Source organism: Thalassospira lohafexi, assembly GCF_002844275.1.
Lineage (GTDB): Bacteria > Pseudomonadota > Alphaproteobacteria > Rhodospirillales > Thalassospiraceae > Thalassospira > Thalassospira lohafexi.
The window spans coordinates 219,655-246,194 of sequence record NZ_NXGX01000001.1 but is presented as its reverse complement, the minus strand read 5'-3'; the positions used below and the strand labels follow the sequence as shown (position 1 = coordinate 246,194).

Annotated in this window: 25 protein-coding genes and 1 tRNA gene; 8 read left to right on the top strand and 18 right to left on the bottom strand. The window is 51.7% G+C overall.

The annotated features are described in order from the left end of the window. Window positions 1–104 precede the first annotated feature (104 nt). From COO92_RS01080 to COO92_RS01055, 6 genes are all read right to left on the bottom strand, one after another. Entirely contained in the window at window positions 105–1,145 is a 1,041-nt protein-coding gene (locus tag COO92_RS01080) for an extracellular solute-binding protein (protein WP_101299136.1), read from the bottom strand. Between the two features lie 82 nt (window positions 1,146–1,227). Next, the gene (locus COO92_RS01075) at window positions 1,228–2,022 is read right to left on the bottom strand and encodes an ABC transporter permease (protein ID WP_101299134.1); all 795 of its coding nucleotides are present in this window, start codon (window positions 2,020–2,022) and stop codon (window positions 1,228–1,230) included. Continuing rightward, window positions 2,019–2,909 carry an ABC transporter permease gene (locus COO92_RS01070; RefSeq protein ID WP_101299133.1) on the bottom strand — a complete coding sequence of 297 codons (891 nt, stop codon included), beginning with the start codon at window positions 2,907–2,909 and terminating at the stop codon, window positions 2,019–2,021. The genes COO92_RS01075 and COO92_RS01070 overlap by 4 nt, the downstream gene beginning before the upstream one ends. A 2-nt stretch (window positions 2,910–2,911) precedes the next feature. Then, the gene (locus COO92_RS01065) at window positions 2,912–4,006 is read right to left on the bottom strand and encodes an ABC transporter ATP-binding protein (RefSeq protein WP_101299978.1); all 1,095 of its coding nucleotides are present in this window, start codon (window positions 4,004–4,006) and stop codon (window positions 2,912–2,914) included. A 248-nt stretch (window positions 4,007–4,254) separates the two neighbouring features. Next, window positions 4,255–5,478 carry a CaiB/BaiF CoA transferase family protein gene (locus COO92_RS01060; protein WP_101299131.1) on the bottom strand — a complete coding sequence of 408 codons (1,224 nt, stop codon included), beginning with the start codon at window positions 5,476–5,478 and terminating at the stop codon, window positions 4,255–4,257. Between the two features lie 90 nt (window positions 5,479–5,568). Then, complete coding sequence (locus tag COO92_RS01055; protein ID WP_101299130.1) at window positions 5,569–6,759, bottom strand: acyl-CoA dehydrogenase; 1,191 nt, start codon at window positions 6,757–6,759, stop codon at window positions 5,569–5,571. Window positions 6,760–6,959: 200 nt separating this feature from the next. Between COO92_RS01055 and COO92_RS01050 the strand changes: the two genes are divergently transcribed. Next, entirely contained in the window at window positions 6,960–7,865 is a 906-nt protein-coding gene (locus COO92_RS01050; protein WP_101299128.1) for a LysR substrate-binding domain-containing protein, read from the top strand. Window positions 7,866–7,917: 52 nt separating this feature from the next. Here COO92_RS01050 and COO92_RS01045 read toward each other — a convergent pair whose 3' ends face one another. The 7 genes from COO92_RS01045 to COO92_RS01015 form a co-directional block, all read right to left on the bottom strand. Then, complete coding sequence (locus COO92_RS01045) at window positions 7,918–9,366, bottom strand: hypothetical protein (RefSeq protein ID WP_101299126.1); 1,449 nt, start codon at window positions 9,364–9,366, stop codon at window positions 7,918–7,920. After that, entirely contained in the window at window positions 9,363–10,529 is a 1,167-nt protein-coding gene (locus tag COO92_RS01040) for a hypothetical protein (RefSeq protein WP_240626274.1), read from the bottom strand. Before COO92_RS01040 ends, COO92_RS01045 begins: the two co-directional genes overlap by 4 nt. Before the next feature lie 245 nt (window positions 10,530–10,774). Further along, window positions 10,775–11,740, bottom strand: coding sequence for a homogentisate 1,2-dioxygenase (locus tag COO92_RS01035; RefSeq protein ID WP_240626273.1), 966 nt, complete (start codon window positions 11,738–11,740; stop codon window positions 10,775–10,777). Between the two features lie 416 nt (window positions 11,741–12,156). Continuing rightward, window positions 12,157–12,233: transfer RNA gene (locus COO92_RS01030), tRNA-Arg, on the bottom strand. A 261-nt stretch (window positions 12,234–12,494) separates the two neighbouring features. After that, the gene (locus COO92_RS01025; protein ID WP_101299122.1) at window positions 12,495–13,019 is read right to left on the bottom strand and encodes an acyloxyacyl hydrolase; all 525 of its coding nucleotides are present in this window, start codon (window positions 13,017–13,019) and stop codon (window positions 12,495–12,497) included. A gap of 82 nt (window positions 13,020–13,101) precedes the next feature. After that, window positions 13,102–14,064: a prolyl aminopeptidase gene (gene pip, locus COO92_RS01020; protein WP_101299120.1), complete on the bottom strand. Its 963-nt coding sequence runs from the start codon at window positions 14,062–14,064 to the stop codon at window positions 13,102–13,104. A 76-nt stretch (window positions 14,065–14,140) separates the two neighbouring features. Beyond that, window positions 14,141–14,866, bottom strand: coding sequence for a hypothetical protein (locus tag COO92_RS01015; RefSeq protein WP_133125020.1), 726 nt, complete (start codon window positions 14,864–14,866; stop codon window positions 14,141–14,143). A 288-nt stretch (window positions 14,867–15,154) separates the two neighbouring features. Here COO92_RS01015 and COO92_RS01005 point away from each other — a divergent pair, with 288 nt between their 5' ends. Next, on the top strand, window positions 15,155–16,633 hold the full coding sequence (locus COO92_RS01005) for a M48 family metalloprotease (RefSeq protein WP_101299114.1): 1,479 nt from the start codon (window positions 15,155–15,157) through the stop codon (window positions 16,631–16,633). A gap of 109 nt (window positions 16,634–16,742) precedes the next feature. On the opposite strand, the gene COO92_RS01000 is transcribed toward COO92_RS01005, so the two are convergent. From COO92_RS01000 to fdxA, 3 genes are all read right to left on the bottom strand, one after another. Further along, window positions 16,743–17,546, bottom strand: a complete 804-nt coding sequence (locus tag COO92_RS01000; protein WP_101299112.1) for a hypothetical protein — start codon at window positions 17,544–17,546, stop codon at window positions 16,743–16,745. Between the two features lie 102 nt (window positions 17,547–17,648). After that, complete coding sequence (locus COO92_RS00995) at window positions 17,649–18,149, bottom strand: CarD family transcriptional regulator (protein ID WP_022731066.1); 501 nt, start codon at window positions 18,147–18,149, stop codon at window positions 17,649–17,651. Window positions 18,150–18,460: 311 nt separating this feature from the next. Beyond that, complete coding sequence (gene fdxA / locus COO92_RS00990) at window positions 18,461–18,796, bottom strand: ferredoxin FdxA (protein ID WP_022731065.1); 336 nt, start codon at window positions 18,794–18,796, stop codon at window positions 18,461–18,463. Between the two features lie 325 nt (window positions 18,797–19,121). Between fdxA and COO92_RS00985 the strand changes: the two genes are divergently transcribed. The 5 genes from COO92_RS00985 (at window position 19,122) to COO92_RS00965 (ending at window position 24,725) form a co-directional block, all read left to right on the top strand. Continuing rightward, window positions 19,122–21,596, top strand: coding sequence for an EAL domain-containing protein (locus tag COO92_RS00985; protein WP_240626272.1), 2,475 nt, complete (start codon window positions 19,122–19,124; stop codon window positions 21,594–21,596). Window positions 21,597–21,665: 69 nt separating this feature from the next. Beyond that, entirely contained in the window at window positions 21,666–22,040 is a 375-nt protein-coding gene (locus tag COO92_RS00980; protein ID WP_101299109.1) for a response regulator, read from the top strand. After that, window positions 22,037–22,660, top strand: a complete 624-nt coding sequence (locus tag COO92_RS00975) for a chemotaxis protein CheC (protein WP_101299107.1) — start codon at window positions 22,037–22,039, stop codon at window positions 22,658–22,660. The genes COO92_RS00980 and COO92_RS00975 overlap by 4 nt, the downstream gene beginning before the upstream one ends. Before the next feature lie 14 nt (window positions 22,661–22,674). Next, a complete protein-coding gene (locus COO92_RS00970; protein WP_101299105.1) occupies window positions 22,675–24,297 on the top strand; it encodes an ATP-binding protein in 1,623 nt (540 codons plus the stop codon). A 44-nt stretch (window positions 24,298–24,341) separates the two neighbouring features. Beyond that, a complete protein-coding gene (locus COO92_RS00965; protein WP_022731060.1) occupies window positions 24,342–24,725 on the top strand; it encodes a MerR family transcriptional regulator in 384 nt (127 codons plus the stop codon). 26 nt (window positions 24,726–24,751) lie between these two features. Here the strand turns inward: COO92_RS00965 and COO92_RS00960 are convergent, their stop codons facing one another. After that, window positions 24,752–25,153, bottom strand: coding sequence for a YbaN family protein (locus COO92_RS00960; RefSeq protein ID WP_101299103.1), 402 nt, complete (start codon window positions 25,151–25,153; stop codon window positions 24,752–24,754). Between the two features lie 154 nt (window positions 25,154–25,307). Between COO92_RS00960 and arfB the strand changes: the two genes are divergently transcribed. Continuing rightward, entirely contained in the window at window positions 25,308–25,724 is a 417-nt protein-coding gene (arfB, locus tag COO92_RS00955) for an alternative ribosome rescue aminoacyl-tRNA hydrolase ArfB (protein WP_101299101.1), read from the top strand. 34 nt (window positions 25,725–25,758) lie between these two features. On the opposite strand, the gene COO92_RS00950 is transcribed toward arfB, so the two are convergent. Then, window positions 25,759–26,352, bottom strand: a complete 594-nt coding sequence (locus COO92_RS00950; protein WP_101299099.1) for a TetR/AcrR family transcriptional regulator — start codon at window positions 26,350–26,352, stop codon at window positions 25,759–25,761. Window positions 26,353–26,540: the final 188 nt, after the last annotated feature.

The window sequence follows — 26,540 nt, the reverse complement described above, 5'->3', positions numbered from 1 at the left end:
GGTCTTCCTGTCGAATGGGGCGATGGTGGCTAAAATCACGGAAAAATGTTTCGGCCCGGCGCATGTGCTGTCGGGCCGAAACAATCCGGTTTTCACAATTGAGATCAGCTTTTAAGCTTGGTCCAAACCCGGTTGCGCAGATCACGCGCCTTGACCGAGCAGTTCTGCCCCGCGATCAAAAGATCGGCATACTCTTCGGGCATATTCACCGCAGGATCATCATTCATGGACGGATCCATAAACTCACCACTTCCTTTGATCGAATTCATGTAACCGGCATAGTTCGATGCCTCGGCGGCATTTTCCGGCTTCATCATCCAGTTCAGGAAGGTTTTGGCATTTTCGAGGTTCGGTGCACCGGTCGGAACAACGAAGTGATCCGACCAATAGGTCAGGCCTTCTTTCGGGTACACAAAGACGGCTTCTGGAATGGTTTCCTTGGTCCGGTGTGCGGCACCGTTCCATTGCATATGCATGGAAACTTCACGTGCTGACATCCGATCAATCGTACCTTCGGAGCTATACACCGCGATGTAAGGTTTCTGCTTTAGCAGAACGTCGAGGACTTTTTGCGCCTCAGCCGGGTCTTCTGTGCATTTTTCCACACCGGCGTAGTAGGACGCTGCATTGAACATCTCGACTTCGTCATTCAGCGCGCCGATCTTGCCGCGGAATTCTTCACGTGGCTCAAAGAATTCTTTCCAGCTGCGTTCCATTTCAGCATCGGTTGCCGATGCGTCATAGGTAAAGCCGGTTGTGCCCCAAAGATAGGTCGCGGAGTATTTACGATCAGGATCGTATTTCATGGTGTCGTGTGGCTTGGCGACATTTTTGAAATTCTCAAAGTCTTTGGCATCAATCTCGGTTGCCAAACCTTCCTTGATCATCACATCGACCATGTAATCAGACGCTACAGCAATGTCGTAGCCGGATGCGCCAGCCTGAAGCTTTGCCAGCATGGTTTCGTTGGAATCATAGACATCCAGTGTGACCTTAATGCCGGTTTCCTTTTCGAACTTTTCCATCAGTTCAGGTGGAAAATAGTTCGACCAGTTATAGAAGAACAGTTCACCATCTGCTTTTGCCGACCCAACGGACAACAAGGCAAGAGCAGATGCTCCTAAAATTACGGAACGAAATTTCATCGTAAGTCTCCCTGTTATGGACGGTCATTTATTGTTTTATGCGTTCGGCCCGTCCAGAAACCGAACACCTGAAAAGGAATTGTTAGTAGCGAATGCGATCTATCAGGAATGACACGCTGACAAAGATAATCGACACCAGCAACATCATCGCCGAAATGGCGTTGACCTCTGGCGTAATACCAATACGGATCATGCCAAAGATATAGATCGGAAGCGTGGTCGCCCCAGCCCCGCCGACGAAGTATGAAATCACAAAGTCATCCAACGAGATGATAAAGGACAACATAGCACCCGACAAAATGCCGGGCCACAGCAACGGCAAGGTTACACGACGGAACGCCTTCCATTCGTTGGCATAAAGATCATTTGCCGCCTCGGTCAAAGACGGGTCCATGCCCTCAAGCCGGGCGCGGATCGGCAAATAGGCAAACGGAATACAAAATACCGTATGGGCAATTATGATGGTCACAAGGCCAAGCTTGATCCCGATGGCCACAAAGAACAGCAAGGTTGCAATCGCAGTAACAACTTCGGGGACCAGCAACGGCAAGGCCAACATGGCCGATACACCGGTTTCACCACGGAAACGCCCGCGTGACATTCCCATTGCGGCCAAGGTTGCGGCAATCGTCGCAATGACGGTCGCGGAAACCGCCACCACAAGCGAATTTTGTGCCGCGCGCAACATGTCATCATTGGACAACGCCACAACATACCAATCGGTGGTAAAGCCCGTCCAGATGGTGGCCAGCCTGTTTTCGTTAAAGGACAGCGCAATCAGGATCACAATCGGCAGATACAAATAGGCAAAGAACAACATTGCCGTCGAGGTGATCCCGCGAAAACGCCATAGCGGGTTGGAGGCATCGACCTTCATATCTTTTCCTCCGGCAATGATTTGAATTTCAGCGAATAGGCCAGCATCGAAATCAAAACCAGCGCCAGCAAGACAAAGCCAAGCCCCGCGCCAAACGGCCAGTTACGCGCCGCACCAAACTGACTGCCAATCAAGTTGGCAATCATCATGAACTTGCCACCACCCAAAAGCTCCGGGGTGACATAGGCGCCAAGGCAAGGAATGAAAACAAGGATACAGCCCGCTGCAATGCCCGGTGCAGCAAGCGGCAAAATCACACGTTTCATGGCACGGCGTTTATCCGCACCAAGGTCAAATGCGGCCTCAACCAACCTGTGGTCAAGCTTTTCAAGGCTGGCATAAATTGGCAGCACCATGAACGGCAAATAGGTGTAGGTCAGGCCGATGGAGACGGCATAGGGCGTATAGAGGATATCAAGCCCGCCGGTTTCAATCCCGGCCCAGTTCAGAAATCCATCAATCAAACCACCATTGCGCAACAACAACATCCACGCATAGTTTCGAACCAGAATGTTGGTCCAGAACGGGATCGTCACCAAAAAGATCAGAAAGTTGCGACGCCCCTGCGACTGCATGGAAATGTAAAACGCGGTTGGAAAACCAAGCAGCAGGGCAAAAACCATGGTCATGGCCGACAGACCAAAGGAACGGACAAAGATTTGGATATAATCGGTGTTGAGCACCAGATTATCCATAAGGTCGCGTTCAAACAGGAAATTGACATAGGCATCGACCGAAAACGCCCCCCAATTAACCCCGCCATAATCGCCGCGTTCCAGGATCGAGACATAGGCCATCTGCATCAGCGGAATGGCCATGAAGAAAGCGATATAAACAACCGCCGGTGCGATCAGCCAAAATCGTTTACTACGAAACAACTGTGCCATGATCAGTCCACCAGTACGCGAATTGCTTCAGGGGGCATAACAACACCGACACGGTCGCCTTTGCCAAATTGCGCATTTGCCCCGTCCCCATTTTGCATGCGGACTGTCACCGGCCCCTGACCATCCAGATCAACGCGATAGGTGGTATCGGTTCCGAAATAGGTCACAAACGTCACCGTCCCGGTAAGCTGGTTACTTTTGGCGGTTTGTGCGTCTGTGATGCTGAGCCGTTCTGGACGGATCGAGACGTTCACATCCTTGAGCTTGTCGGATTTAACATCTTGCGCCAGATTGATCACCTGACCTTCACCAAAGCTGATTGCGTGCCCACCATGTGGCCCATCAACCAAATCCCCCCGCAGGAAATTGCTGTCCCCGATAAAGTCAGCAACAAAGCGATGGGTCGGTTGTTCGTAAATTTCACGCGGCGCGCCAACCTGCAAGATTTTACCAGACTGCATCACCGCAATGCGATCGGACATCGCAAGTGCTTCTTCCTGATCGTGGGTGACGAAGACAAAGGTAATGCCGGTTTCGGTTTGCAAACGTTTGAGTTCGATCTGCATTTCCTTGCGCAATTTCAGATCAAGGGCCGAAAGCGGCTCATCAAGAAGCAACACCTTTGGTGCAGGGGCAAGGGCGCGTGCAAGCGCGATACGTTGCTGCTGCCCGCCGGAAAGTTGACTTGGCGAACGATCCCCGTATTGAGCAAGTTGCACCAGCTCCAACATTTCATCAGCCCGCGCATTTGCGTCAGAACGCGATATGGACTTCATTTCAAGACCAAAGGTAATGTTCTGGCGCACCGTCAAATGCGGGAACAGCGCATATGACTGGAAAACGGTATTGATCGGGCGTTTGAACGGCGGCAAATCGTTTAACGCCTGCCCTTCGAGCAAAATCTGCCCAGCACTTGCCTGCTCAAACCCGCCGATAAGACGCAGCAAAGTGGTTTTGCCACAGCCTGACGGGCCCAGCATTGTGAAGAATTCATTTTGAAAGATATCAACCGATACGTCGTCAAGGGCGGTAACCTTATCGGCCCCCGCGCCAAAGGTTTTACTGACCGACTGAGCAGAAATCACAACTTCTGACATGCACATCCCCGATTTGTATTTTTTAAAAGGATATAAAATATTCAGATAGTTGCAATTCACCTTGAGCAAAAACACGTAAAATTCAAGAAGTTCCGCAACATCCACGCACAATCTTTAATCAGAAAGGCTTTGGTTGCGTTAAATCAAGGGTTTTTAAAATTTTGTGCATCGCACAAATCGCCAATTTACCACCTATTCGACGTAAACCGATGCGTCTTTAAACCGAAACAGCCCGCCAAAATGGATAATCAGATAATTCCGGCGCTGCGAAGTTTTTCGATTTGCTCGTCACTTAGATCGGCAACCTTACGCAGGATTTCATCACTATGTTGCCCCAACATCGGTGCGGCTGTCTCACCGGAAATTGGCGTTTTGGAAAACTTGATTGGATTTGCAACCGTTGGAACTTTACCAGCAACCGGGTGATCAAGATAGCGGATCATGCCGCGATGCTGAACTTGCGGGTTATCAAATACGCGGTCCAGCGTGTTAATCGGCCCGCACGGGACATTGGCCTTTTCAAGCACCGCAATCCATTCATCGGTGGTTTTGGTAACCATGGCCCGACGGATCATCGGCACCAGCGTTTCGCGGTTTGCCACGCGCGACCGGTTGGTCGCATAGCGCGTGTCAGCAGGAAGATCATTCAAGCCCGCAACTTCGCAGAAACTTTTAAACTGGCTGTCATTGCCCACCGCCAAAATCAAATAGCCATCAGCAGACGGAAACGCTTCATAGGGCACAATATTGGGATGGGCATTGCCAAGGCGACCAGGTGCAACGCCGGTTGTCAGATAGTTCATCGCCTGATTGGCAAGCACAGCCGTCTGGACATCCAGCAATGCCAAATCGATATGCTGACCTTCACCCGTCGCATCGCGATGGCGGAGCGCTGACAAAATACCGATGGTGGCGTAAAGGCCGGTAAAGATATCGGCCACCGCGACGCCGACCTTCATCGGTTGTCCGCCGGGAGCCTCATCCGGGGCACCGGTGATGCTCATCAGCCCGCCCATGCCCTGGATCATGAAATCATAGCCAGGACGGTCTTTATAGGGCCCATCCTGACCAAACCCGGTGATCGAGCAATAAACCAGCTTGGGATTGATTTTTGCGAGTGACGTGTAATCAAGGCCGTATTTGGCGAGACCGCCAACCTTGAAGTTTTCCAAAACCACGTCGCTTTGGGCCGCAAGATTACAGACAATCTCCTGACCTTCGGGCTTGGTGATATCGACCGTTAGTGATTTTTTGCCCCGGTTTGCCGTCAGGTAATAGGCCGCTTCGGTGGTATCGTTTCCGGCTTCGTCCTTGGCAAAGGGCGGGCCCCAGCCACGGGTGTCATCCCCGGCGCCGGGACGTTCGATCTTGATGACCTCAGCCCCCAGATCGGCCAGCGTCTGACTGGCCCAAGGTCCTGCCAGCACACGAGAAAGGTCGAGCACACGAATGCCAGAAAGCGCGCCTGTCATCTATTTATCCCGGAAATATCAAAAACAGAATATGCGATCAGGACTGAAAACGGGCGGAAGCTTAACGCAACCGCCCGCCGAGACCTTAACTTAGCTTTCGGACGAGAAAGCCTGAATACCGGTCTGAGCACGGCCAAGGATCAGAGCATGAATGTCATGCGTTCCCTCGTAAGTATTCACAGCCTCAAGGTTCATCGCATGGCGAATAACATGGTATTCATCGGCGATACCGTTGCCGCCGTGCATATCCCGCGATACACGGGCAATATCAAGCGCCTTGCCGCAGTTGTTACGCTTCATCAGCGAGATCGATTCAGGTGCCGCCGTTCCAGCATCGAGCATACGACCCAACTGCAAAGCCCCCTGAAGACCCAGCGTGATTTCGGTCTGCATGTTCGCCAGCTTCAGCTGGATCAACTGATTGGCGGCCAATGGACGACCAAACTGTTTGCGGTCAAGAGTATATTGACGTGCCGCATGCCAGCAGAATTCAGCTGCCCCCATGGCACCCCAAGCGATACCGTAACGTGCCTTGTTCAAGCAACCAAACGGACCGCCAAGGCCCTTCACATTCGGCAGCATGTTTTCTTCGGGCACAAAGACATTGTCCATAACGATCTCACCGGTGATCGAGGCACGCAGCGAAAACTTGCCTTCGATTTCAGGTGCCGACAGGCCCTTCATACCTTTTTCAAGGATAAAGCCGCGAATGACACCGTCGTCATCCTTGCCCCAAACAACGAATATGTCCGCAATCGGGCTGTTGGTGATCCACATTTTCGCCCCCGACAGGGTAAAGCCACCATCGGCCTTGCGGGCACGAGTTTTCATACCACCCGGATCGGAACCGTGATCCGGCTCGGTCAGACCAAAACAGCCAACCCATTCGCCAATTGCCAGTTTCGGAAGATATTTTTTACGCTGTTCTTCGCTGCCATAGGCAAAGATCGGATGCATCACGAGCGAGCTTTGTACCGACATTGCCGAGCGATACCCCGAGTCCACACGTTCGACTTCGCGCGCCACCAGACCATAGGCCACATGGTTGACACCCGGCCCGCCGTATTCTTCAGGGATCGTCGGGCCAAGCAGGCCAAGCTCACCCATTTCGGTCATGATTTCACGGTGGAAAATCTCGTGGCGGTTGGCTTCGAGAACACGGGTCTGAAGGTTTTCCTGACAATATGCGCGCGCCGCGTCGCGGATCATGCGCTCTTCTTCGCTCAACTGATCTTCAAGCAGGAGCGGATCTTCCCAGTGAAAAGGTGCGCGGCTGGCCATATGCCTGATCCTCTTATGAAATTAATGAAAACAAAACAGGGGTAACGTCATAGAAGGGCGAGACGACATTACCCCTGAAAGCTTATCGCTTATAGGGGTAAGCTAGGAATTGGCAGATCAAGTTGCAAATGATAAAAGTGATTTAGTTTATGCATAAAACTCATGAACTAGGTTGATCATATTAAAAACAGGACCAAATCGTGAGCCGCCGCATCCCCAGCCTGAAGGCCCTAAGCTGTTTTGAGCAAACAGCACGTTTTGGTAGTGCATCGCGCGCAGCAGAAGAACTCTATCTGACGCAAAGTGCGATCAGCCGTCAGATACAGGGACTTGAAGACTGGTTGGGCTGCAAACTGTTTACCCGTGAAAAGCAGCGACTTGTCCTGACCCCTGAGGGCGAAAATTACCTTCAATCCATCCGCCCGGCCCTTGATCACCTTGAAAGTGCAACATTGACGTTGCTGTCGGGCGGATCGGAAAGTGGTGTTTTGACCGTTGCCGCCCCACCAACATTTGGCTCGCGCTGTTTGATCCCTTTGTTGCCAGCCTTTCGCGCCCAATTTCCCGATATCGTGATCAATTTCATTTCACGCATCGGCATGCCCGATTTTGACCGCGAACAAATCGATATCGCGGTTCTGTTTGGTGATGGTCAATGGTCGGGGCTAGATGCACATATTTTGCACGGCGAGGAAATGGTGCCAATCTGTGGACCACAATTGACCAGCAAGCTTGATCATATGCCAAGAACCGATGATTTGCGCCACTTCCCCCTGCTTCATATCGCAACCCGACCACGCGGCTGGGCTGACTGGCTTGCCGCAAGTGGATTTACCGATATTGATGGGGAAAACGGGCCGAAGTTCGAACATTTCACCATGGCCATGCAGGCGGCGGCAGCCGGACTAGGTGTTGCACTCCTCCCGACATTTGCCATTGAAGACGAGCTCAAGAACGGCCGGATTATTGCCCCGTTCGGCCCGCCACAGGCAAGCCCGTTTCATTATTATGCGACCAGCCCCGTCAGCCGATCACGCCTTCCAAAAATTCGCGCTTTCATGGGGTGGCTAGATCAGCTTGAGGTAACAGCAAAACTCAAGCCTTAAGACCAAAAGTTCCGGTCATCGCCAACATTCAAGATATCAGAAAACGGGTTCCTTAACCTGCCTTCTGCCCTTGAAGCGCGCGTAAGGCTGACATGCCGCGTCGACGTAAAACATCCGCATCTTCGGGGCCGTCAACAATTTCAAGCAAACGTACCGTCGCCATAAGGTTTCGCTGGGCAACCGGGATTTCTTCCGGGGCCAAGCGCCCCATGCCGTCAACACCTGCACGACCAATCTGGTTGAGCTTTTTCTTAAGCTCTACAACCGCCTTGGCTGCCGAGCTTTGTGCGGCAAGAACATCGGAAATGCGTGCAGTTTCGGCGATGGCTTCTGCCGACTTTTCAGCCGCCAGAACCTTCTCATCATCAAAATCCTGAGCAAAGATTGGCCTTGCCAATCCTTTCGCGCCTGAACCTGGCCCCTGACGCACTTCAAGTTTTGGTAAGGCATCAATTACGCGTTCAGGTGTTGCCCCGAACATTGTATTTGCCAACGCCTTTGACACGCGCCGGCGTGTTTCAAGCAGCTTTTCCCCCCAGCGACCGTCCTTGCGGATTTTAAATTCGCGGGTGATGCGCGTAAACTCAGATGCATACCAACGTGCGAGTGACAGAATATGGGCTTCGTCCTTGCCTGTCCCAACGCCTTCTTCAATCTCGGTCACGGTTTCTGCGAGCAGATCAATGATCAGGTCGCCGGTTTCCGCAAGATTGGTTTTTTCGATGGTACGGTCATCTGCCTTGTTCGACAGGACACGGATCAGCTTGAACAATTCACTCGGGCGCAGAAGCCGGGCCAAAACCGCAAGCAGGAACATCGGCTCCAGCCCCGGTTTGGCTTCGGAAATTTCAACAAACCGGTCACGCAACCAGGAAACATCATTGGGGTCAAGTGCACGTATCGGTGCGGACGGGAACCGATCACGAACTTGCGCGATCTCTTCGCCAACGTTCAAAATCTGCCCCATCTCGATCAGGGCCTTAAGATGAAGGCGTGACCCAAGCCGGGTTGCAAGGGCGCGTTCCTGCTTTACGCCGTTATGAGACGCTTCGACCTCATCTTCGATGCAACGAGCGCCCAGCTTCCAAAGCGTTCTTTCAGCAGCGGCAAGTTTATCAGCATTGCGCGCGGCGGCCGCGACCTCGATATCGCGCATCGCCTTTTGGAATTCGGGTCCGGCGGCACTGCTGACAAAGTTCCAGATCGGCATTAACGACGATCGGCTGATGCGAATGCTTTTGTCACTTGGCATTGCCGACGTCAAAAGATCTTCGATCGGATCGCAAAACTGGCGCATCGGTGTGGGATAGCGTTCCGGCTTGAGAGACGCCAGACGCGGACGCAGGATTTGCAGGATCGTTTCATGCGGAAGGGGAAGCTTCGGATCGACACGATCACTTTCGATCGCACGGGTAAACCGGGCGATTTCAGAACCGCTTAGGGATTCGAACAGCTGACCGAGCTGCGAAGCACCGAGTTTTCCGGCATCTTCAACCTTCATGCAGACTGTCTCCTGAAGCGTTCGAGACGATCCACCATATCGGCATCTATTTCACCACTACCCAATTTACGCAATTCACCTGCCCACAACATCTGGTTCACGCGGACATCAATCCAGAACTGCTGCTCTGCGACGGCGATTTCCTCAATCGGCAGGACCGGTGTGAAACTGGCGACTTCTTCGATTATTTCGCGTTGGCGTACACGATCATTTACCGGGCGCTTTTGCCAAAGATCAATCAGTTCCTGCCAGCCATCAAGCAACCACCAAAGATGATCAATCATTTTAGCGATATCTTTCTTGGCACGCTCCCAATCGGTCAGAACCTTGCCAAGTTCATTGTTCCAACCATCAACCTGACTGATCAGCTTCATCGCATGATCACAGGTTGCCTTGGTCGCGCTGCTGATACGCCCCGCCATAAACCGGAAATCGGCCTGCTCGGAATTGGCCCATTCCTCAACATCTGATGCAAATTTTTTAAGATCTGTAACCAGAACACGCAACGGTCCCTGACACCCGTCAAGTGCCAAGCCGACCGGTGCCGACATTTTGCTCCATTCGCCAAGACTGTCGATGATGGTGTCATTGGCAACCTTGTGTTCCGAGGAAAAACGGTTCAACGCCTTGCGGGCACGGATCTGCCCTTCCATCGTCAGCAGCTCTTCGCGCTTCATGTCCTGAACGGCAGCACCACCGAGCTGACGCAAGGCCTGATGCAAAACAGCAAGTTGGCCAAGTTCACGTGATGATTTTTCTTCCTGGCCGCGCGCATTGTTCACCCGCGCCAGTTCGACACCACCAACACCCGTAATAGCAACAGCACGTGCCTGTTCAAGAACCGTGTTCGGGCGCAAGGTTTCAAGTTCCAGCAGACGGTCAAACAACATCCTGTCATGAACCGAAAGATCAAAGACTTCACGCAAGGTATCAAGGGGCAACTCATATGTCCCAAGCCCGCCGGCAAGACCGGGCAAATTGACCATGGCGCGTCCACCCTTGCCCTCGGCCACGCGCGCATATCGCAGGCTTTTGCTGGTGAACGGTGTACGTGCACCGCGCGACAGAAAACTTTGCGGCAGACATGCCAACGGATCTTCTGATGCCTTTGGCCCATCAGGAGTTTTATGACTTACGGATTGGACAATCTTCTGTTTGGTCATTATCGGCTTTGGTCAACCTGTTCCGGTAACAATAATTTTTGAGCCGCTTGCACGTTTTGCGAAACCACAACGACCATCTATCGGAACGTCTGGTGCTTGGACTGTTTTGACACCATAGGGCCTGTGTCTTGATCAAATCATAAGTTACCGCGACAAGCTGACAAAATCATTAACGTTTTGGTCACCGCCGCGTTCAAATCTCGCGGCGATGACATTGCCATTGCCCAACGATCCGGATCAAGAGTTTATAGCGTTTCCTGCGCTTTTTCCCAAGTTTTCACATATGCTTTCCATTCAGCCCCATCGGGAATCGTCTCATCAACAGTCAGGAAGGCCAGACTGTCGATCATTACGGCCACCTCGTCCGTTTCCACCGGGGCTTCTATCATTTTTTCCTGATAGGAACATGGATGGGGTCCATGCGGGAAACCACTGGGATGGAATGTTGCCATACCTGCCTTGATGTCACCCCGACTGAAAAACTCGCCGCGATGGTAAAACACGAACTCATCAACATCCTCGTTGGAATGATAAAATGGTACGCGCAGCATGCCCGATTGCCCCTCACCGACCTTGGGCACAAAAGTGCTAATCGACATGTTATTGGAAACAAAGGTGCAATGGGCTGCAGGCGGAACCTTTTGCCCCGGTGCGCGACGCTGTGCCAAATCACGCCAGTTCAGTTTTACAACACATAAATCCCCCTCCCAGCCCGCGGCATCAAGCGGGTTATAAGGATATGTCAGTGTTGAAATCGCCCCACGGCGTTTGATATGGATTTCCCAAAAGGCATCATCTTGCTGGGCGCGAAACGCGTCATCAATGCTGGGTAAGGTAAAGCGCATCGGATCCACCGAAACGCCGCCGGGCACATTGTTTGGGTCCGGCAGACCAAATGCATCCCCCGTTGCTTCTATCATCATAAATTCGCAAGTACCTTCTGGCTCAACCCGCCATGCCGTTCCACGAGGCAACAGAATATAATCCCCGTCGCAATAGGACAGATGTCCGTAATCGCAAAATAGTTCCCCTGCACCTTCGTGCACGAACAAAAGCATATCACCGTCGGCATTGCGTGCTAACGCATGCATTCTGCTATCGGTTTTCCAGTACCGAACTTCCATCGCATCATTAAACAACACACGCCGCGCCTGAAGCGGGCACGCAGGCCCCGCAGCAAGCTTGCCAAGCGTAAAAGCACGTGGGCGCAATGGTCCTTCAAAAGTCGACCACCCCGCAGGTGGATGCTTGTGGTAAATTTGGGCAGATGGCCCCCGAAAACCGGATCGGCCCACTTCTCGCTGATACAGTTTTTGTCCAGAGCCACCATCCGGTGTTGAAATGCAGTTCCCTTCGCTATTTGGAAGTCTGATCCAGTTCTTCACGATACCCTCCCGGCCGATATGCAATGGCGGCCCTGTTTGGCGGTTTTATGCGTGCCGCACCTATTACGGATATGTGAAGAATGGACCTTCTTTTCAAGCCGAGCAAAGTTTTCTGCCGCCACAATCATAAGATGTGGAAATTGCCGCCTACCCTTACCTAAACACAAAACCATGCTTAGTCAGCCCGAGACGTGCCGACGTTAATGTGCTTTACGGGACATATCGAAGGGAAAACAGGGATTTGGTGCGCCCGGCGGGATTCGAACCCACGGCCCCCAGATTAGGAATCTGGTGCTCTATCCTGCTGAGCTACGGGCGCACTGCACAAAGGCAGCCTTGACTTAGCAGCAAATCAAAGTGTGATCAATCAGCAGCTTTCCTGATCACGAGACGTCAGACTGTCTTGATTTCACCTGATCATTGCTCAGCGCAATAAAGTCATAAAATCAACGAGCTGTGACAGTATCAAAAAATAACCGATTTGCCCTTCGATACCCTGTGACGTAACCCTATAGTCGAGCGGGCCACATCATACACTTAGGCAAATCGGTCACGATGAATGTTTGATCGCTAAAAGCGACTATTCAAAAATGCGTTCGATCGGGAACGAATAGGTCAGCGACAGAATTTCCGTCCCCGGATTTTCATCACCGATACTCGCATTTGAAATATGCGCAATGCCAAGGCTCAGACGTTCGTGGCTGTCAAAGCGGAAACCAAGTTCAAGACCAGAGCGAAACTCGATCCAATGACCAAGGTCTTCACCGTTCCCCTGATGATATGCCCCGACAGAGGTATAGACACTCGAGACGAAGTGATCCCCCCAGAGCACATCAACAGCCAAACCGCCATATCCGTGAACCGCACCTTCCGACGTTACCATCACACCGCCAATCGGGCGCGTCACATCAAACATTGCGTGCTGGGCGCGGTAATCAAGACGAAACTCAGCTGCTTCTTCATCCTGAGTGATATCGACCATACCGGTCGAGAACTCAAGCAGCCCCGAATCGTTGTTATTACCCAAAATCTGCTGCGCGTGCGCAGTACCCAAAAAACCAAAAAAGACACAAACTGCAAGCAGTTTCCCCAAGCCCAGCTTCATCAATCACGTCCCCATGAGATCAATCAATAAGATATTCTAGCCAAGGATTTAACAGACACAATCAAACATTGGAACGAAAATCCTATTTTCCCGCAAACCGAGAGCCATCAAATCTGTCAGTTGCCCGAACCAGTTCACGAACAATCCCAGGTTCGCTTGCGGCGTGACCAGCATCATCAACCACAAATATCTCAGAACCCGGCCAAGCCGCATGCAATGAAAATGCTGAGGTCGGCGGACAAACAACGTCATAGCGCCCCTGAACAATGATCACAGGCAAATGCGAAATGCGTCCTATATTGCGCAAAAGCTGATCTGGTTCAAAAAAGCCCCGGTTTACAAAATAATGATGTTCAAGTTTCGCTAATGCCAATGCGATCTGGTCACCTTCGAAATCTTCGACCAAGCCATCATCTGGCAAAAGGGTACAGCAGGTTGCCTCGAATGCAGACCAGACTCGGGCTGCTTCAATTGCGATATCTTCGCCTTCTTTGCCTGCAAAAATATCGTCATAGCGATCAAGTAATTTCTGCCAACCCGGATTTTTCTGGAATCCAGCAATCTCGATAAATTTAAGCTCCGCTTCCGGAAAGAAACGCCCCATGCCGTCCATAAACCAGGCAATTTCCGTTTCCCGGCACAGAAAAATCCCACGCAAAACGAACCCAAGAACATTCTCGGGATGGGCCTGCCCATATGCCAGCGCCAATGTCGATCCCCACGATCCGCCAAATACCAGCCAACGATCAATATCCCGATTTTCCCGCAGGGCTTCAATATCCCCAATCAAATGATCTGTGGTGTTGTTTTCAAGACGCCCAAACGGTGTTGATTTCCCGGCACCACGCTGATCAAGCAAAATCACCCGATATTTTTGAGGATCAAAGAAACGGCGACTGTTGACCGAGATCCCTGCCCCGGGCCCACCATGCAAGAAAACAACCGGAATGCCGTCGGGATTTCCGACCTCTTCCCAGTAGATTTCATGACCGTCATCACGGGAAAGCCAGCCGGTTGCGTGGGGAGTAACGTCTGGATAAAGCACGTGGGGACCTCATTCATTGAGTTTGGTAAACGCCAGAAATTAGCTTTCTCATGATTTTGGCGATCAAAACAAGCACCTATTGTGCCTCAACACACAACCAATTGATGTTTCGAAGTGCAATATAAGGACCACCGCGGTTTTCTATGACACCTCGAACCCGCACCTTCCGACCGATCCAGTCATCAAGAGCTTCTTTATAGCCGACCAATACATCACGAAGATCAGAACCAATCGCGATGGTGAAGTCACGTCGCCAGTCCAGCCCGAAATTGAGGTAGCTGCGCCATTCCTGATGCTCGACACTGACAAGAACAGCATCAACCACGACAAACCGGCCAATCGCATCTTTTACATCCGCAAGGTTTGATCGCCCCCACAAGGTTTTGTCTGAGGCGACGGCAACGACATAAGGAGGCTCATCCATCGCATCATCGCGCCACATACCCAACCCATTGGAAATGGCGGTATCTTCTGCTGCAATCAATCGGGCCATATCACCGGAAGTTTCAGGCATCAGCAATACCAATCCCTTTGACAACAGCACTTCCTGCCAGATCAGAAACGAGTTTGGAGAACCACTGCGAATGCGGACAGGAAGACGACCAAGGTAATCTGCCTTTGCTGTTATCTTGGCAATTTCCACTGGTTCGTGACTGGCCTTTTTCAGCCAATTGACTGCTGCGGCCTCGAACTGCGGTACAAACGCGACATCAGACAGTCGAAGCGGCTGATTTGCAAAATCGGGTGCAAAAAGCTGGTCAACCGCAACAGGAGGCAACACCTGATACGCACTCCACGACAATGACCTGTTCCCGGCAACCATACCGTCAGTACCATCAGAATTCACACGGGCACCACAGCGCCAATCGCTTGCTTGAGCGCTCCTGACTGGCATCAAAGAAACCAGTAAAACCAACATCACTTTGAAAACGCACACCACCTTGGCCGTAAAATTTCCCAATTTCACCGCGTAGGATAAAGACTGCGAATGTGTTGATCGGTTCTGCAACACGCGTTACCAATTCTCATGAAATTCTGTCTGGCGTTTGATTCAAACTTACGCGGCAAAGCGACAAGAGGAAAGACATCAATGGGTTGGCTGCATTCCATACACAAACGACACGTGGCGGCATTGTTTGCGGCAGCCACTCTTACGGTTGGACTTGCCGGGTGCTCGACCAATCGCGCAACCGGTGAAGACAGCTTTACCGCCTTTATGTCGCCGGACGAAGAACGCAAGATCGGGGCACAGGAACACCCGAAAATGGTCAAGGAATTTGGCGGAAAATACGATGAAAAGGACCTGCCAGCCTATGTCACTAAAATCGGTGAAAAACTGGTCTCCGTGTCAGAAACGCCCGATGAGAAGTTTACATTCACAGTTCTTGATTCCCCGGTTATCAACGCCTTTGCACTTCCGGGCGGATATGTCTACATCACGCGCGGGCTTACTGCACTTGCCTCAAACGAAGCAGAACTTGCTGGCGTTCTTGCCCATGAAATCGGCCATGTGGTGGCCCGCCATTCAGCCCAGCGATATAGCCGCGGCATGATTACCCAGATTTTGGCTGGGGGGCTTTCGGTTGCCATCGGCAATGGCGCTGGGGAGATTATTGGCACCGGTGCGAACGCTTATTTGAAATCCTTCTCGCGTGAACATGAGCTTGAAGCCGACATGCTCGGCGTGCGCTATATCACGCGGGCAGGATACGACCCCGACGCCATGGCAACCTTCCTTGAAAAGCTGCGTGCGCATTCGCGCCTTCAGGCCGTGCTTGCGGGACGTTCACCCGATGATGTTGATCAGTTTGATTTCATGGCAACACACCCGCGCACACTTGACCGCATCCAACAAGCCCATGCGCAGGCCAATGTCACCCCGGTTGCCAACCCGGAGCTGGGCACCGTGCGATACATGACTGCCATTGATGGCATCCTGTATGGCGACGGTCCGGACCAGGGTTATATCCATGGTCCGGAATTCGTTCATGTTCCGCTTAATTTCCGGTTTGAAGTTCCCGATGATTTTTCCATGATCAATCAGCCAACGGCCGTGGTCGCGCGCGACAAACAAGGGGCGCAAATCGTCTTTGAAGGAGCGCCCCAAGCGCGAGACATGCGCCTCGATAACTATCTTAAAAGCGCATTTTCAAAACAGATAACACTTCAGAATATCGAAATGCTTGATATTAACGGTCAGGAAGCCGCGACCGGAAGTGCTGATGTTTCACTAAGCTCTGGCGCTGCGCGGTTGCGCGTGGTCGTTATCCGGCATGAAGACTCGACCTATCAGTTCCTGTTCATCATGCCCTTGGACAAGGCAGACTCGTATAACGTCGCATTACGCCGCACGACATACAGCTTCCGTCCATTGACCCCTCAGGAACAACAGGTCAACACGCCGCTTCGCATTAAAGTGCGGGCAGCAAATCCGGAATATACCTTGCAGACGTTTATTGATGACATGCAGGTTGACCGTGAGCCCGCCGCAACATTTGCGACCATTAACGGCCTGGCCGCAGGCGAGGCCCCTGCCCCCAACGCTTTGGTCAAAGTCGTCAGGCATTAGCAATACCAAGACCACCAGCGGACAAAACATCAAAAGGCAGCATAATCACATGCTGCCTTTTTCGTATTCCAATGACCGTCCCGACCAACCGGCGGCAAGGCCAAGGTATTTAAATGCTTTCGATGCGATCAGAAACTTTACCCTGACCATCAAGGGCCAGAGCCAAAAGCGACCCACCACGACCCGCACCATGGTCAAGTGACAGGGTGAATTCACGTTCAATCAAACCGGTTTGACTTCCTGATGCGCCGCGCACAATACGCGCACAATCGTAGTACCGGTCGGTGATGCTTTCGAACATCGACCCGCCCCACCAGAACGTATCGGTCTGTCCGGTCAAAGGACGCGATCCGTCAAGGCCCGCATGGACAAAGATCAACCGACCGTCCGTGGTATAGGCAGCATGTTTAAGATCGGCCAAAAGAGCACTGTGGCCGCTGTGACGACGCAGCGCATCGGCAAATTGTGAGGTCCATTGCGAAATAGCGTGCGCGCCTTGACGCATAATCGACTGCACATTGACCGGGTCAAAACCATAGGCCCTGATCGTACCAGCAACACCGCGCGTCAACATCCAGTCAAAAACTTCACCCGGATTAGGGGCAAACTGGATTTGCTGCAACTTGGTGACCATTTCTTCTGACGCACCACGCAGAAAAACGATGTCAGCGATATCGATGCCGTCAATCGCAATAAAGTAGCGACGAAACAACAGAAGCTCGTTGATGGTGGCGATGACAGTTTCACCCGATCCATCGCCCCAGTAATTCCCAAGATAGACCAGCCGGTCGCCCGGGGTGATGCGTGGGGCAAGCTTTTGATGAACTGCCCGCAACGCGTCATGATCACCATTGATCGCGCCGACAACCCAGATTCTATTTGCCGGCTTAATCGGCGCCAGAACTGCACTCATCGCTGTAACCTGCCTAAAACAAAAACAAAACCGGCCCCGAGGATATCAAGGATACCTTGTGGGCCGGTTTTTATAAATAGGTGTGTAAGGAGACGTCTGCAATCAGGCAGCTTTGTACAAAAGCTTTTCAAGTTTGCCAGATGCCTTGTCCTTATCGATTTTTTCAATCGCAGCCAGTTCGTCAACGAGGCGCTCAAAGGCTGCTTCGTAAATCTGACGTTCAGAGAACGACTGTTCCGGCTGGGTTGCGCTGCGATGAAGATCGCGCACGACTTCTGCGATGGAAACAGGGTCGCCTGAATTGATTTTTGCTTCGTATTCCTGGGCACGGCGCGACCACATGGTCCGTTTTACGCGTGCACGCCCCTTAAGGGTAATCAGTGCGGAGTCCATCTGCTTTTTAGAGGAAAGCTTACGAAGACCCGAGTTGCCCACCTTATTAACCGGCACACGCAACGTCATGCGGCTGGATTCAAAGGTAATTACATAAAGGCGCAATTCCTGACCCGCGATTTCCTGGGTTTCCAGACCGTCGACACAGCCAACACCGTGCGCGGGGTAAACAACGTAATCGCCAACAGTAAAGGGCAACTTATCCGACATCAAGCATCCTTCCGGCCGTATGAGACCTGGTCATTCAACTGTAACACTATAGACCCAGTGACGCGAAGAGCTGCACACGACCAAGCTTTTGGCAAAGTCGCGGTTTCAGACAGGGGATATTAAACGGGGATCCGGTAAATTCGGAACGAGCCTGTCGAGCCCTTAAACGCGAGTTGGAGACAATAACACAAAGAGCCGGTGTTTCACAGAATTTTTCCGTGTCACCAGCTCAATGCAGCCATGCAAAGGGCCAAATACCAACACTGGCCTGACCCAAATATGGTTTAATTCTTGATGGTTATGCGACCTGATCAGTCACCTTTACCAGGTGCTTCACTGAGCATTTCGGTTTTACCCGTTTTGCCATTCCACTCGTCCGCATCAGCCGGCGCATCCCCTTTACGGGTAATGTTCGGCCAGACTTCGGCGAATTTCCGGTTGATTTCCAACCAGTTATCCAAGTTCGGTTCCGTATCAGGAATAATAGCCTCTGCGGGGCATTCCGGCTCACAGACACCGCAATCAATGCATTCGTCAGGATGAATAACCAAAAAGTTATCACCCTCATAGAAGCAATCGACGGGGCAAACCTCGACGCAGTCCTGATACTTACACTTGATGCAGTTTTCCGTCACCACATAGGTCATGGTGTAACTCCGTACAGGTTGCTGGACCAGATTGCGGCTGCACCCGCGCTTGGCCTTGTTCTCTCTCGGGCATTGGGTTATCACGCACGGCCTTTGTGTGCAACTCCATTAAAACCCCATTTTTTTGCGTAGTATTGCCAGTTTGATGCAGTGCAGAAACATCGGCCAACAAGATATAGGATATTTACCTTCGAAATTCTGCGCAGACCATACAGATTTCTTTGCTCTTTTCCAGTTCTTAGGGCCTTGGGACAATTGCTTTTAACAACACAACGCCATAGTGTGCTTTTAACTGATTGGGAAAAGTGAATATTTGGGGTTCGGGGTGTCTAACGAAAACCTTGATCAGCAACAACTTAAGTGGCTGGATCGCCTGTCTGTAAAACAGGCACGCATTGCGGTCGCCATTACCCTGCTTATTGGCCTGCTGCTCAGTGCTATTCAAATCACCCTTGATCTTCGCGAAGAACAAACCCTGATTGACCGTACCGTTAATCAGGTTCTTGCGACCTTGCGCGAATCCGCGACACAGGCGGCGTACGGTCTTGATGAAAATCTGGCCTCACGCGTTATTGCCGGCTTGTTTGAATATGAGCCGGTCTATGAAGCGGTATTGCGCGACAATTTCGATAATGTCCTTGCCCGCCATTCGGAGCCACCAAGCAGTTCCAGCCGTTCCTTGCTGACCAGACTAATGTTTGGTGACAATCAGGAATATGATGTTCGTCTTGAAACAGGTCCGACCAGAGAACTGGTCGGATATTTAAGTGTTCAAATCGATACCAATCTGATTGCCGAGGGTTTTATCAATCGTGCGACACGCATCCTGGCATCAGGCATTTTACGAAATCTGCTTTTGGGGCTGGTATTGGTTGCGTTTTTCTATGCGACACTGACCAAACCGCTCTTGCGCATTTCGGCCACACTGCGCAAGATTAACCCGCAACATCCCGATCCCCAGAGCATCATCGTCCCGGCCAAACATGACCGCGATGAGCTCGGTATGATTTTGCATACCACGCGCAATCTGATCGACAGCATTTCGACAAACCTTACCAAGCTGCGCGTTACCGAACAGCAAGTCCGAGACCGTGAATCGCAACTTAACGCCATTGTTCAAAATGTTGCTGACGGGATTCTGACGATCTCACCGACAGGTCGTATCGTTGAATACAATGCTGCCATCCGACCCCTACTGGGGTTGATGCGTGATGAAACACCCCAAGGACGCACCTTGCAGGAATTTATCGCCCCGCGATCAATTCCGACACTTGAACACACCCTTGAAGAACTCGCCGCATATGATCCGAGCGTTGAGATAACAGAAAAACGCATCATCTTACCCATCATCCGGATAGACCAACGCGAAATTGACGTTTCTTTTGCCTTCCGCCCGATCCCTGATGCTGCAACGCCGCTTATTACAGCCGTTCTAAACGACATTACCGTGCGCAAGCGCTATGAAGAACAGCTGGTCTATATGGCCAACCACGACACGCTGACCAACCTGCCGAACCGCAGCATGCTTGAACACAGCCTGTCAAATGCACTGGCGGTACACCAAGATGACAAAGACCGACGCCATGGCGCAACCGCAGTTGTCTTTATCGACCTTGATCGTTTCAAGGTAATCAATGACAGCTTGGGACATCATGTCGGGGACCTATTGCTCAAGGCTGTGGCGCTACGACTGCAAAAAGTCATTGGCCGTCAGGAAATAGTCGGGCGTCTTGGCGGGGACGAGTTCCTGATCATTATTCCCGATCTAAAGGAAATGCAGGATGCCGCCAATTTGTCGCAGGCTGTACTTGACGCACTGACACCAGCCTTCGATATCAAGGGACGCATTCTGTTTGTCACCCCATCCATTGGCATTGCGCTTTATCCATCCGATGGTGAAGATTTCCCAACATTGATGCGCAACGCCGACACTGCGATGTATAGCGCGAAATCGGGGGGTGGCGGCACCTATCACTTCTTTACCAAGACGATGAACGAAAGTGCGATGGCGCGCCTTGTGATCGAAAATGATCTCCGGGAAGCCCTCGCAAAAAATCAATTTGAGCTGCATTATCAGCCCAAGGTGGACCTTAAAACCGACCAGATTTGCGGGCTTGAGGCGCTTATCCGCTGGAAACATCCGGGGCGCGGCTATATTTCGCCGATGCAGTTCATCCCGGTGGCAGAAGAAACCGGACTGATCGGCAAGATCGGCGAGTGGGTTTTCGAGGAAGTCTGCCGTCAGATCGGTGAGTGGGACGCCGCGAATGTCCCGCCGGTTCCGATTGCGATCAATGTGTCACCACGACAATTGATGGAAGGCCGGATCACGCAAACGATTGCGCGTATTCTTGAACAAACCGATACACCTGCCGCACGCATCGTGCTTGAAGTTACCGAAACCGTGATGATGCAGGAAATCAAGAAATCGGCTACAATCCTTGAAGAACTGCGCCACCTTGGGCTGCAAATCGCGGTTGATGACTTTGGCACGGGCTATTCATCCCTGGCGTATCTTAAACGCCTGCCGATCAATTCCATCAAGATTGACCGGTCGTTTGTCCGCGACATCACAGTCGATAGCGATGATGCCGCCATCACGCGCGCAATTGTCATCATGGGCCATAATCTTGGTCTACAGGTGGTTGCCGAAGGTGTTGAAACCATAGAACAAATGGACTTCCTGCGCGACAGCGGATGTGACGAAGTTCAGGGGTTCCTGATTGCGACGCCGCTGCCTGCACATGAGGCGGTTCACCATATTATACGTCTGTCCGCCAAGGCCGATATTGAACCATAAGTCGCTAACACCAACGAAGAAGCGCAACCTGCGCACCACATTCAAACGTCTGGTTATCCGAGAAGCAAAATGGCCCCACAAAAATCCGTCCTGCTCATAGATGACAGCAAATTCGCCCGGCTTCTGGTCAAGGCGTTCATATCCAGCAATTTTGCGGGGTGGGAAATTGAGGAGGCCGAAGATGCGGCAAAAGCCTTGGCGATGGTCGCGGAGAAATCCTACGATTATCTACTGGTCGATTTTAATATGCCCGGTATGAATGGCCTTGAGCTTTGCGAGAAGTTACGTGCACAGTTTCCTGATACCGTGATAGCCCTTCTGACGGCCAATATTCAAAAAGAAATCCAGAACAAAGCCGAAAGCATCGGTGTTGATTTTCTGGCAAAGCCACCGACCGAAGAAAAAATTCGTGACTACATCGCGGCCAAGGAAGCGGGCCGATGATTGATCTGACAGAACTTGAACATGATACCATCAGTGAATTGATCAACATCGGTGTTGGTCGGGCCGCATCATCCTTGTCCGAGATGGTCGAACAACCGGTTGAACTAACCGTTCCGCGCATTACTTTCGTCGAGCGGTTCTCTGATACTGACCTTGCCAAGGCCCCAACTGAAATTGTTTCTGCCGTAAGCCAGACATTCGACGGCCCCTTTAAAGGCGAGGCCATGCTGGTATTTCCCGAAGAACGCAGTCTGGAACTGGTGCGCAGCCTTTTGAAAGTCGACGTTCCGCTTGAGGCCTTGACTGATCTTGAGCAAGAAGCCCTGATGGAGGTCGGCAATATCATTTTAAATGCCTGCCTTGGCAGCATTTCAAATGTGCTTGGTGAACCAATAAATTGCTCAATGCCCTCATTTCGCAAACGCGAAAGCCGGTCGTTGCTGGATCAAGATGACGCAAGTAGCCAAACTGGCAAAAAACCCGTCCTGATGATCTTGCATGTGCAATTCATGCTGCGTCAAAATGACATTGATGGGTATGTCCTGTTTGTTATGGATCTGGATTCAATCCAGATGCTCAGGGAACTGGTCCGTCGTTTTCTGGCCAATTCACTTGGTTAACCGGGTCGAGGTGAATGAAAAAGTCGACACCATCATCGTTGGACCACAAAACGCTGTCGGGCAGCCTCGATAGATCAGACAAAGCTGCCGAACTTTATGCCGCGTTGCTTGATACGGCAGATACCGGATCGCTGGCGATTTCACAGGATGGCGCGATTTGCCATTGGAACAGATGGATGCAAAACCGATCTGATCTTGCACCGCATCAAGTTCTTGGCAAACAACTTGTCGACGTTTTTCCTGAAACTAAATTAGGCCGGGTCAGTCAAGCGATTGAAGACTGCCTGAAATTTGGCATGCCCGCCGTTATATCCCCGTCGCTTAATCAAGGGGCCCTGCCGTTAAAACCCCTACCGCAATTTGCTGCAAGCTTTGATCGCATGGAACAATCAATCCGCATCCATCCAATCAAGACAAGTAGCAACGGCACACTGTGTTCGTTGACCATTCGCGATGTGACACTTGCGGTTCAGCGTGACCGACTGCTTCGTCAGCAGGCCGCCGAATTGGCTGACCTTGTTACCCAAACCAGACGCAGCGAAGGCCGAACCCGGGCTATTTTGCAAAATACCATTGATGCCATTCTGGTGGCGTCTGATGACGGCAATATTGAACCTTTGAATGCACGCGCGCAGGAGCTATGTGGCTCCGAAGGTGACCCGGAACTTCGCAACATCATTCGCTTTCTTTTGCCTGACAGCGAACACATCACCCCGTCGCCACCGCCAAAAGATCGGCTTTTAACCGACCTTGGAACCGGGGTGATCGAGGTTCTCGCCTGCACGTCGAGCGGTCGCAACATACCGCTGGAAGTCGCGATCAGCCATTTTTCCGCTGATGAACGCTATCACTACATTATTACCCTGCGCGATATTTCCCAACGCAAACGCCATGAGATGGAAATTCAGCGCACCATGGCTGAACTTGAACGGTCCAACAGCGAACTTGAACAGTTTGCCTATGCTGCGTCCCATGACTTGCAAGAACCACTGCGCATGGTGTCAAGCTATACCCAGCTCATCGCCCGGCGGTACGAAGGCCAGCTTGACGATACAGCCGATGAATTCATTCATTATGCTGTTGATGGCACCCAACGCATGCAGCGCATGATTGACGACCTTCTGACCCTGTCGCGTGTTGGACGTCATGGGAAACCGTTCCACGCGGTTTCTTTACATGCCCTGTTTGATGCACTTGTAACCAACTTCAAACGTGCCGGGTCCGCCCCCGAAGGCAATATCATCCGCGAAGGAACCCTTCCCACCATCACCGGCGATGCAAGCCAGCTACTGCTGCTGTTCCAGAACCTGGTATCCAATGGCCTGAAATACAGTGACCCCGAAGATGGCAAGGTACGGGTATTCGCCAAGGAAACTCTGAACAACTACCGCATTTTTGTTGCCGATAACGGGATCGGAATTGAAGAGCAATATCACGAAACCATTTTTGAGGTTTTCAAACGCCTGCATGGCTATGGTGATTATGCCGGGACAGGAATTGGCCTGGCGATTTGCAAAAAGATCGTCGACCGGCACGGTGGATCGCTCACGGTCACCAGCACGCCGGGCGAAGGCAGCACATTTTGCGTCGAGTTTCCAAAAGAATTGCCGATTGTCGTCACACAGGAAAGCATGTAGCTTTCAGTTTACGTAAGCGTAAACCTCAACAGCATTGAGCCCCCATGAGCGACAGCTACTCGATTACTGATCTTGCCCGCGAGTTTGACGTAACCACGCGGACCATCCGCTTTTACGAAGATCAGGAACTGATAGAGCCCGAACGTCAGGGACAAACCCGCATTTACAGCCAGCGTGACCGGGTGCGTTTGCGCCTGATCATGCGCGGCAAGCGGCTTGGTTTCTCATTAAAGGAAATACGTGATCTTCTTGATCTCTATGATGGCGACCGCAGCGAAATCACCCAATTGACCATCCTTGTGTCCAAAATCAACGAACGCCGTGATGCACTTCGCACACAGCGTGAGGACATTGACGCAACACTTGATGAGCTTGATAAACTTGAAGAATCCTGTCAGGGCGAACTCAGCCGCAAGAAGACCGGCTAAGATCAAACACCCCAGATTGATCGGCTTTACGGATTGCCCGCCGTTGGATTTGTAACTTTCACAAGCCGGGGTGCTGATGGCCGCGACAGGATAAACAAACTGACCGGAACAGCGACCAGCACCTGAACCATCACGACCCAACGGCTTTCGACAAAGATCAGCGACACCGCAATCACAACAAAGAATGCCAACATCGCCATACATTTGGCCCGCCGACTGATGACACCATGATTGTTCCAGTCACGAATTGGGCCGCCAAACCGGGGATGATTGCAAATCCAGTCGTGCAGTCTTGGAGATCCCTTGGCAAACAGCCAAGCGGCCAACAACATAAACGGCGTCGTTGGTAAAAGCGGCAGGAAGATACCCACAACGCCCAATCCAATTGCAAGCCAGCCAAGACCAATATAAATATGCGAAAAGCGCACCGTCGATTTCCTGTTTACAGCCCGTCACGCCCCTGACAGGCTAGACCCACGTCAATGTAGGCGCAGTAATTGCGAAATTCAATTAATAGCCGACTACTACACTCAGTTATGTTAACCGCCCCGGTTACGCCCTGAAAATCTTTTACGGTTGCCCATGCTTGAGATCGAAAAAGGCCTTTATCTGGATGAACGCCATCTGAATTTTCAGTTCGTGCGCGCATCGGGGCCCGGCGGACAAAACGTCAACAAGGTATCGAGTGCAGTTCACATGCGCGTGCGCATTGATGACCTGACCGAACTTCCTTTGCGCGTACGCAACCGCCTGCGTGAACTTGCTGGAAGCAAACTGACCAACGATGGCGAGATCATCTTTGACGCCCAGCGTCACCGCACACAGGAACGCAACAAGCAAGATGCGATAGAACGGCTTCTCGCCCTGCTGCGCAAAGCTGCCGAGCGCAAGAAATATCGCGTAAAAACACGTCCCAGCATGTCGGCAAAACGCAAACGCACTGATAACAAGAAAAAGCGCGGCGACACAAAAAAAATGCGCCAGACTCCATCATATTGATGAACACGCCTGCTCTGCAAAGTTCGATCCACAATTAACTTAAGGGACTGTGCCGCACCCAGTCTTCCATCAGTGCCGCAATCTCGACCGTATCAAGTTCACTGGCCGCCAAGCTCTGCCAAGTTGAGAACTGTACGCTGTGGCGAACAACGGCCCGGCAAAGGACATTGTCACGTCGTGCCGCAGGAAGATGACGCATGATGTCATCTTGGATAAGGGCAAGATGTTTGTCGGCGGGGCGTAATGCGTTGTCCAGATCCTCAAGCTTTCCACGATCTGACAGCAGGCCAGCCCATACGTTGCTGGTTTCGCTGTAATAATTATACAGCATGCTCAAAATTGCGATGGGCCAGTCTTGCGGGTTAACGCGGTCGCGCCAGTCTGCCGGATCAGGCATCGGACTGCTTTCAAACCACGCCTTTAGCGCGCCTACCATCAAATCAGCTTCCTTGGGAAAGTGGCGATAGACGGTCAAACGCTGCACAGATGCTTTGGTTGCAACCGCACTGATGGTTGTTGCGGCAGGACCAACCGAACCATAAAGCAACAAGGCCGCATCAATGATCTTTTGATGGGTATCTTGTTCCTTATCTGCGCGTTTGGTCTTGGTGTATGTCCGCGTCGCCATGATGCCCCCAGCGTGTCTGCATGTCCGCCAGACCCCAAATCCGGCACAGAAAGCAAAAAGATAACATGCCTTCACTTTTTCAATGAACGGTTTTGCTTACCGGGCATCGAGGATGCCCAAACAACTCACTTTATTTGCCAACAGGCGATCATCATCCATATAAAGGTCCCTCGTATTAAAAGGACTGC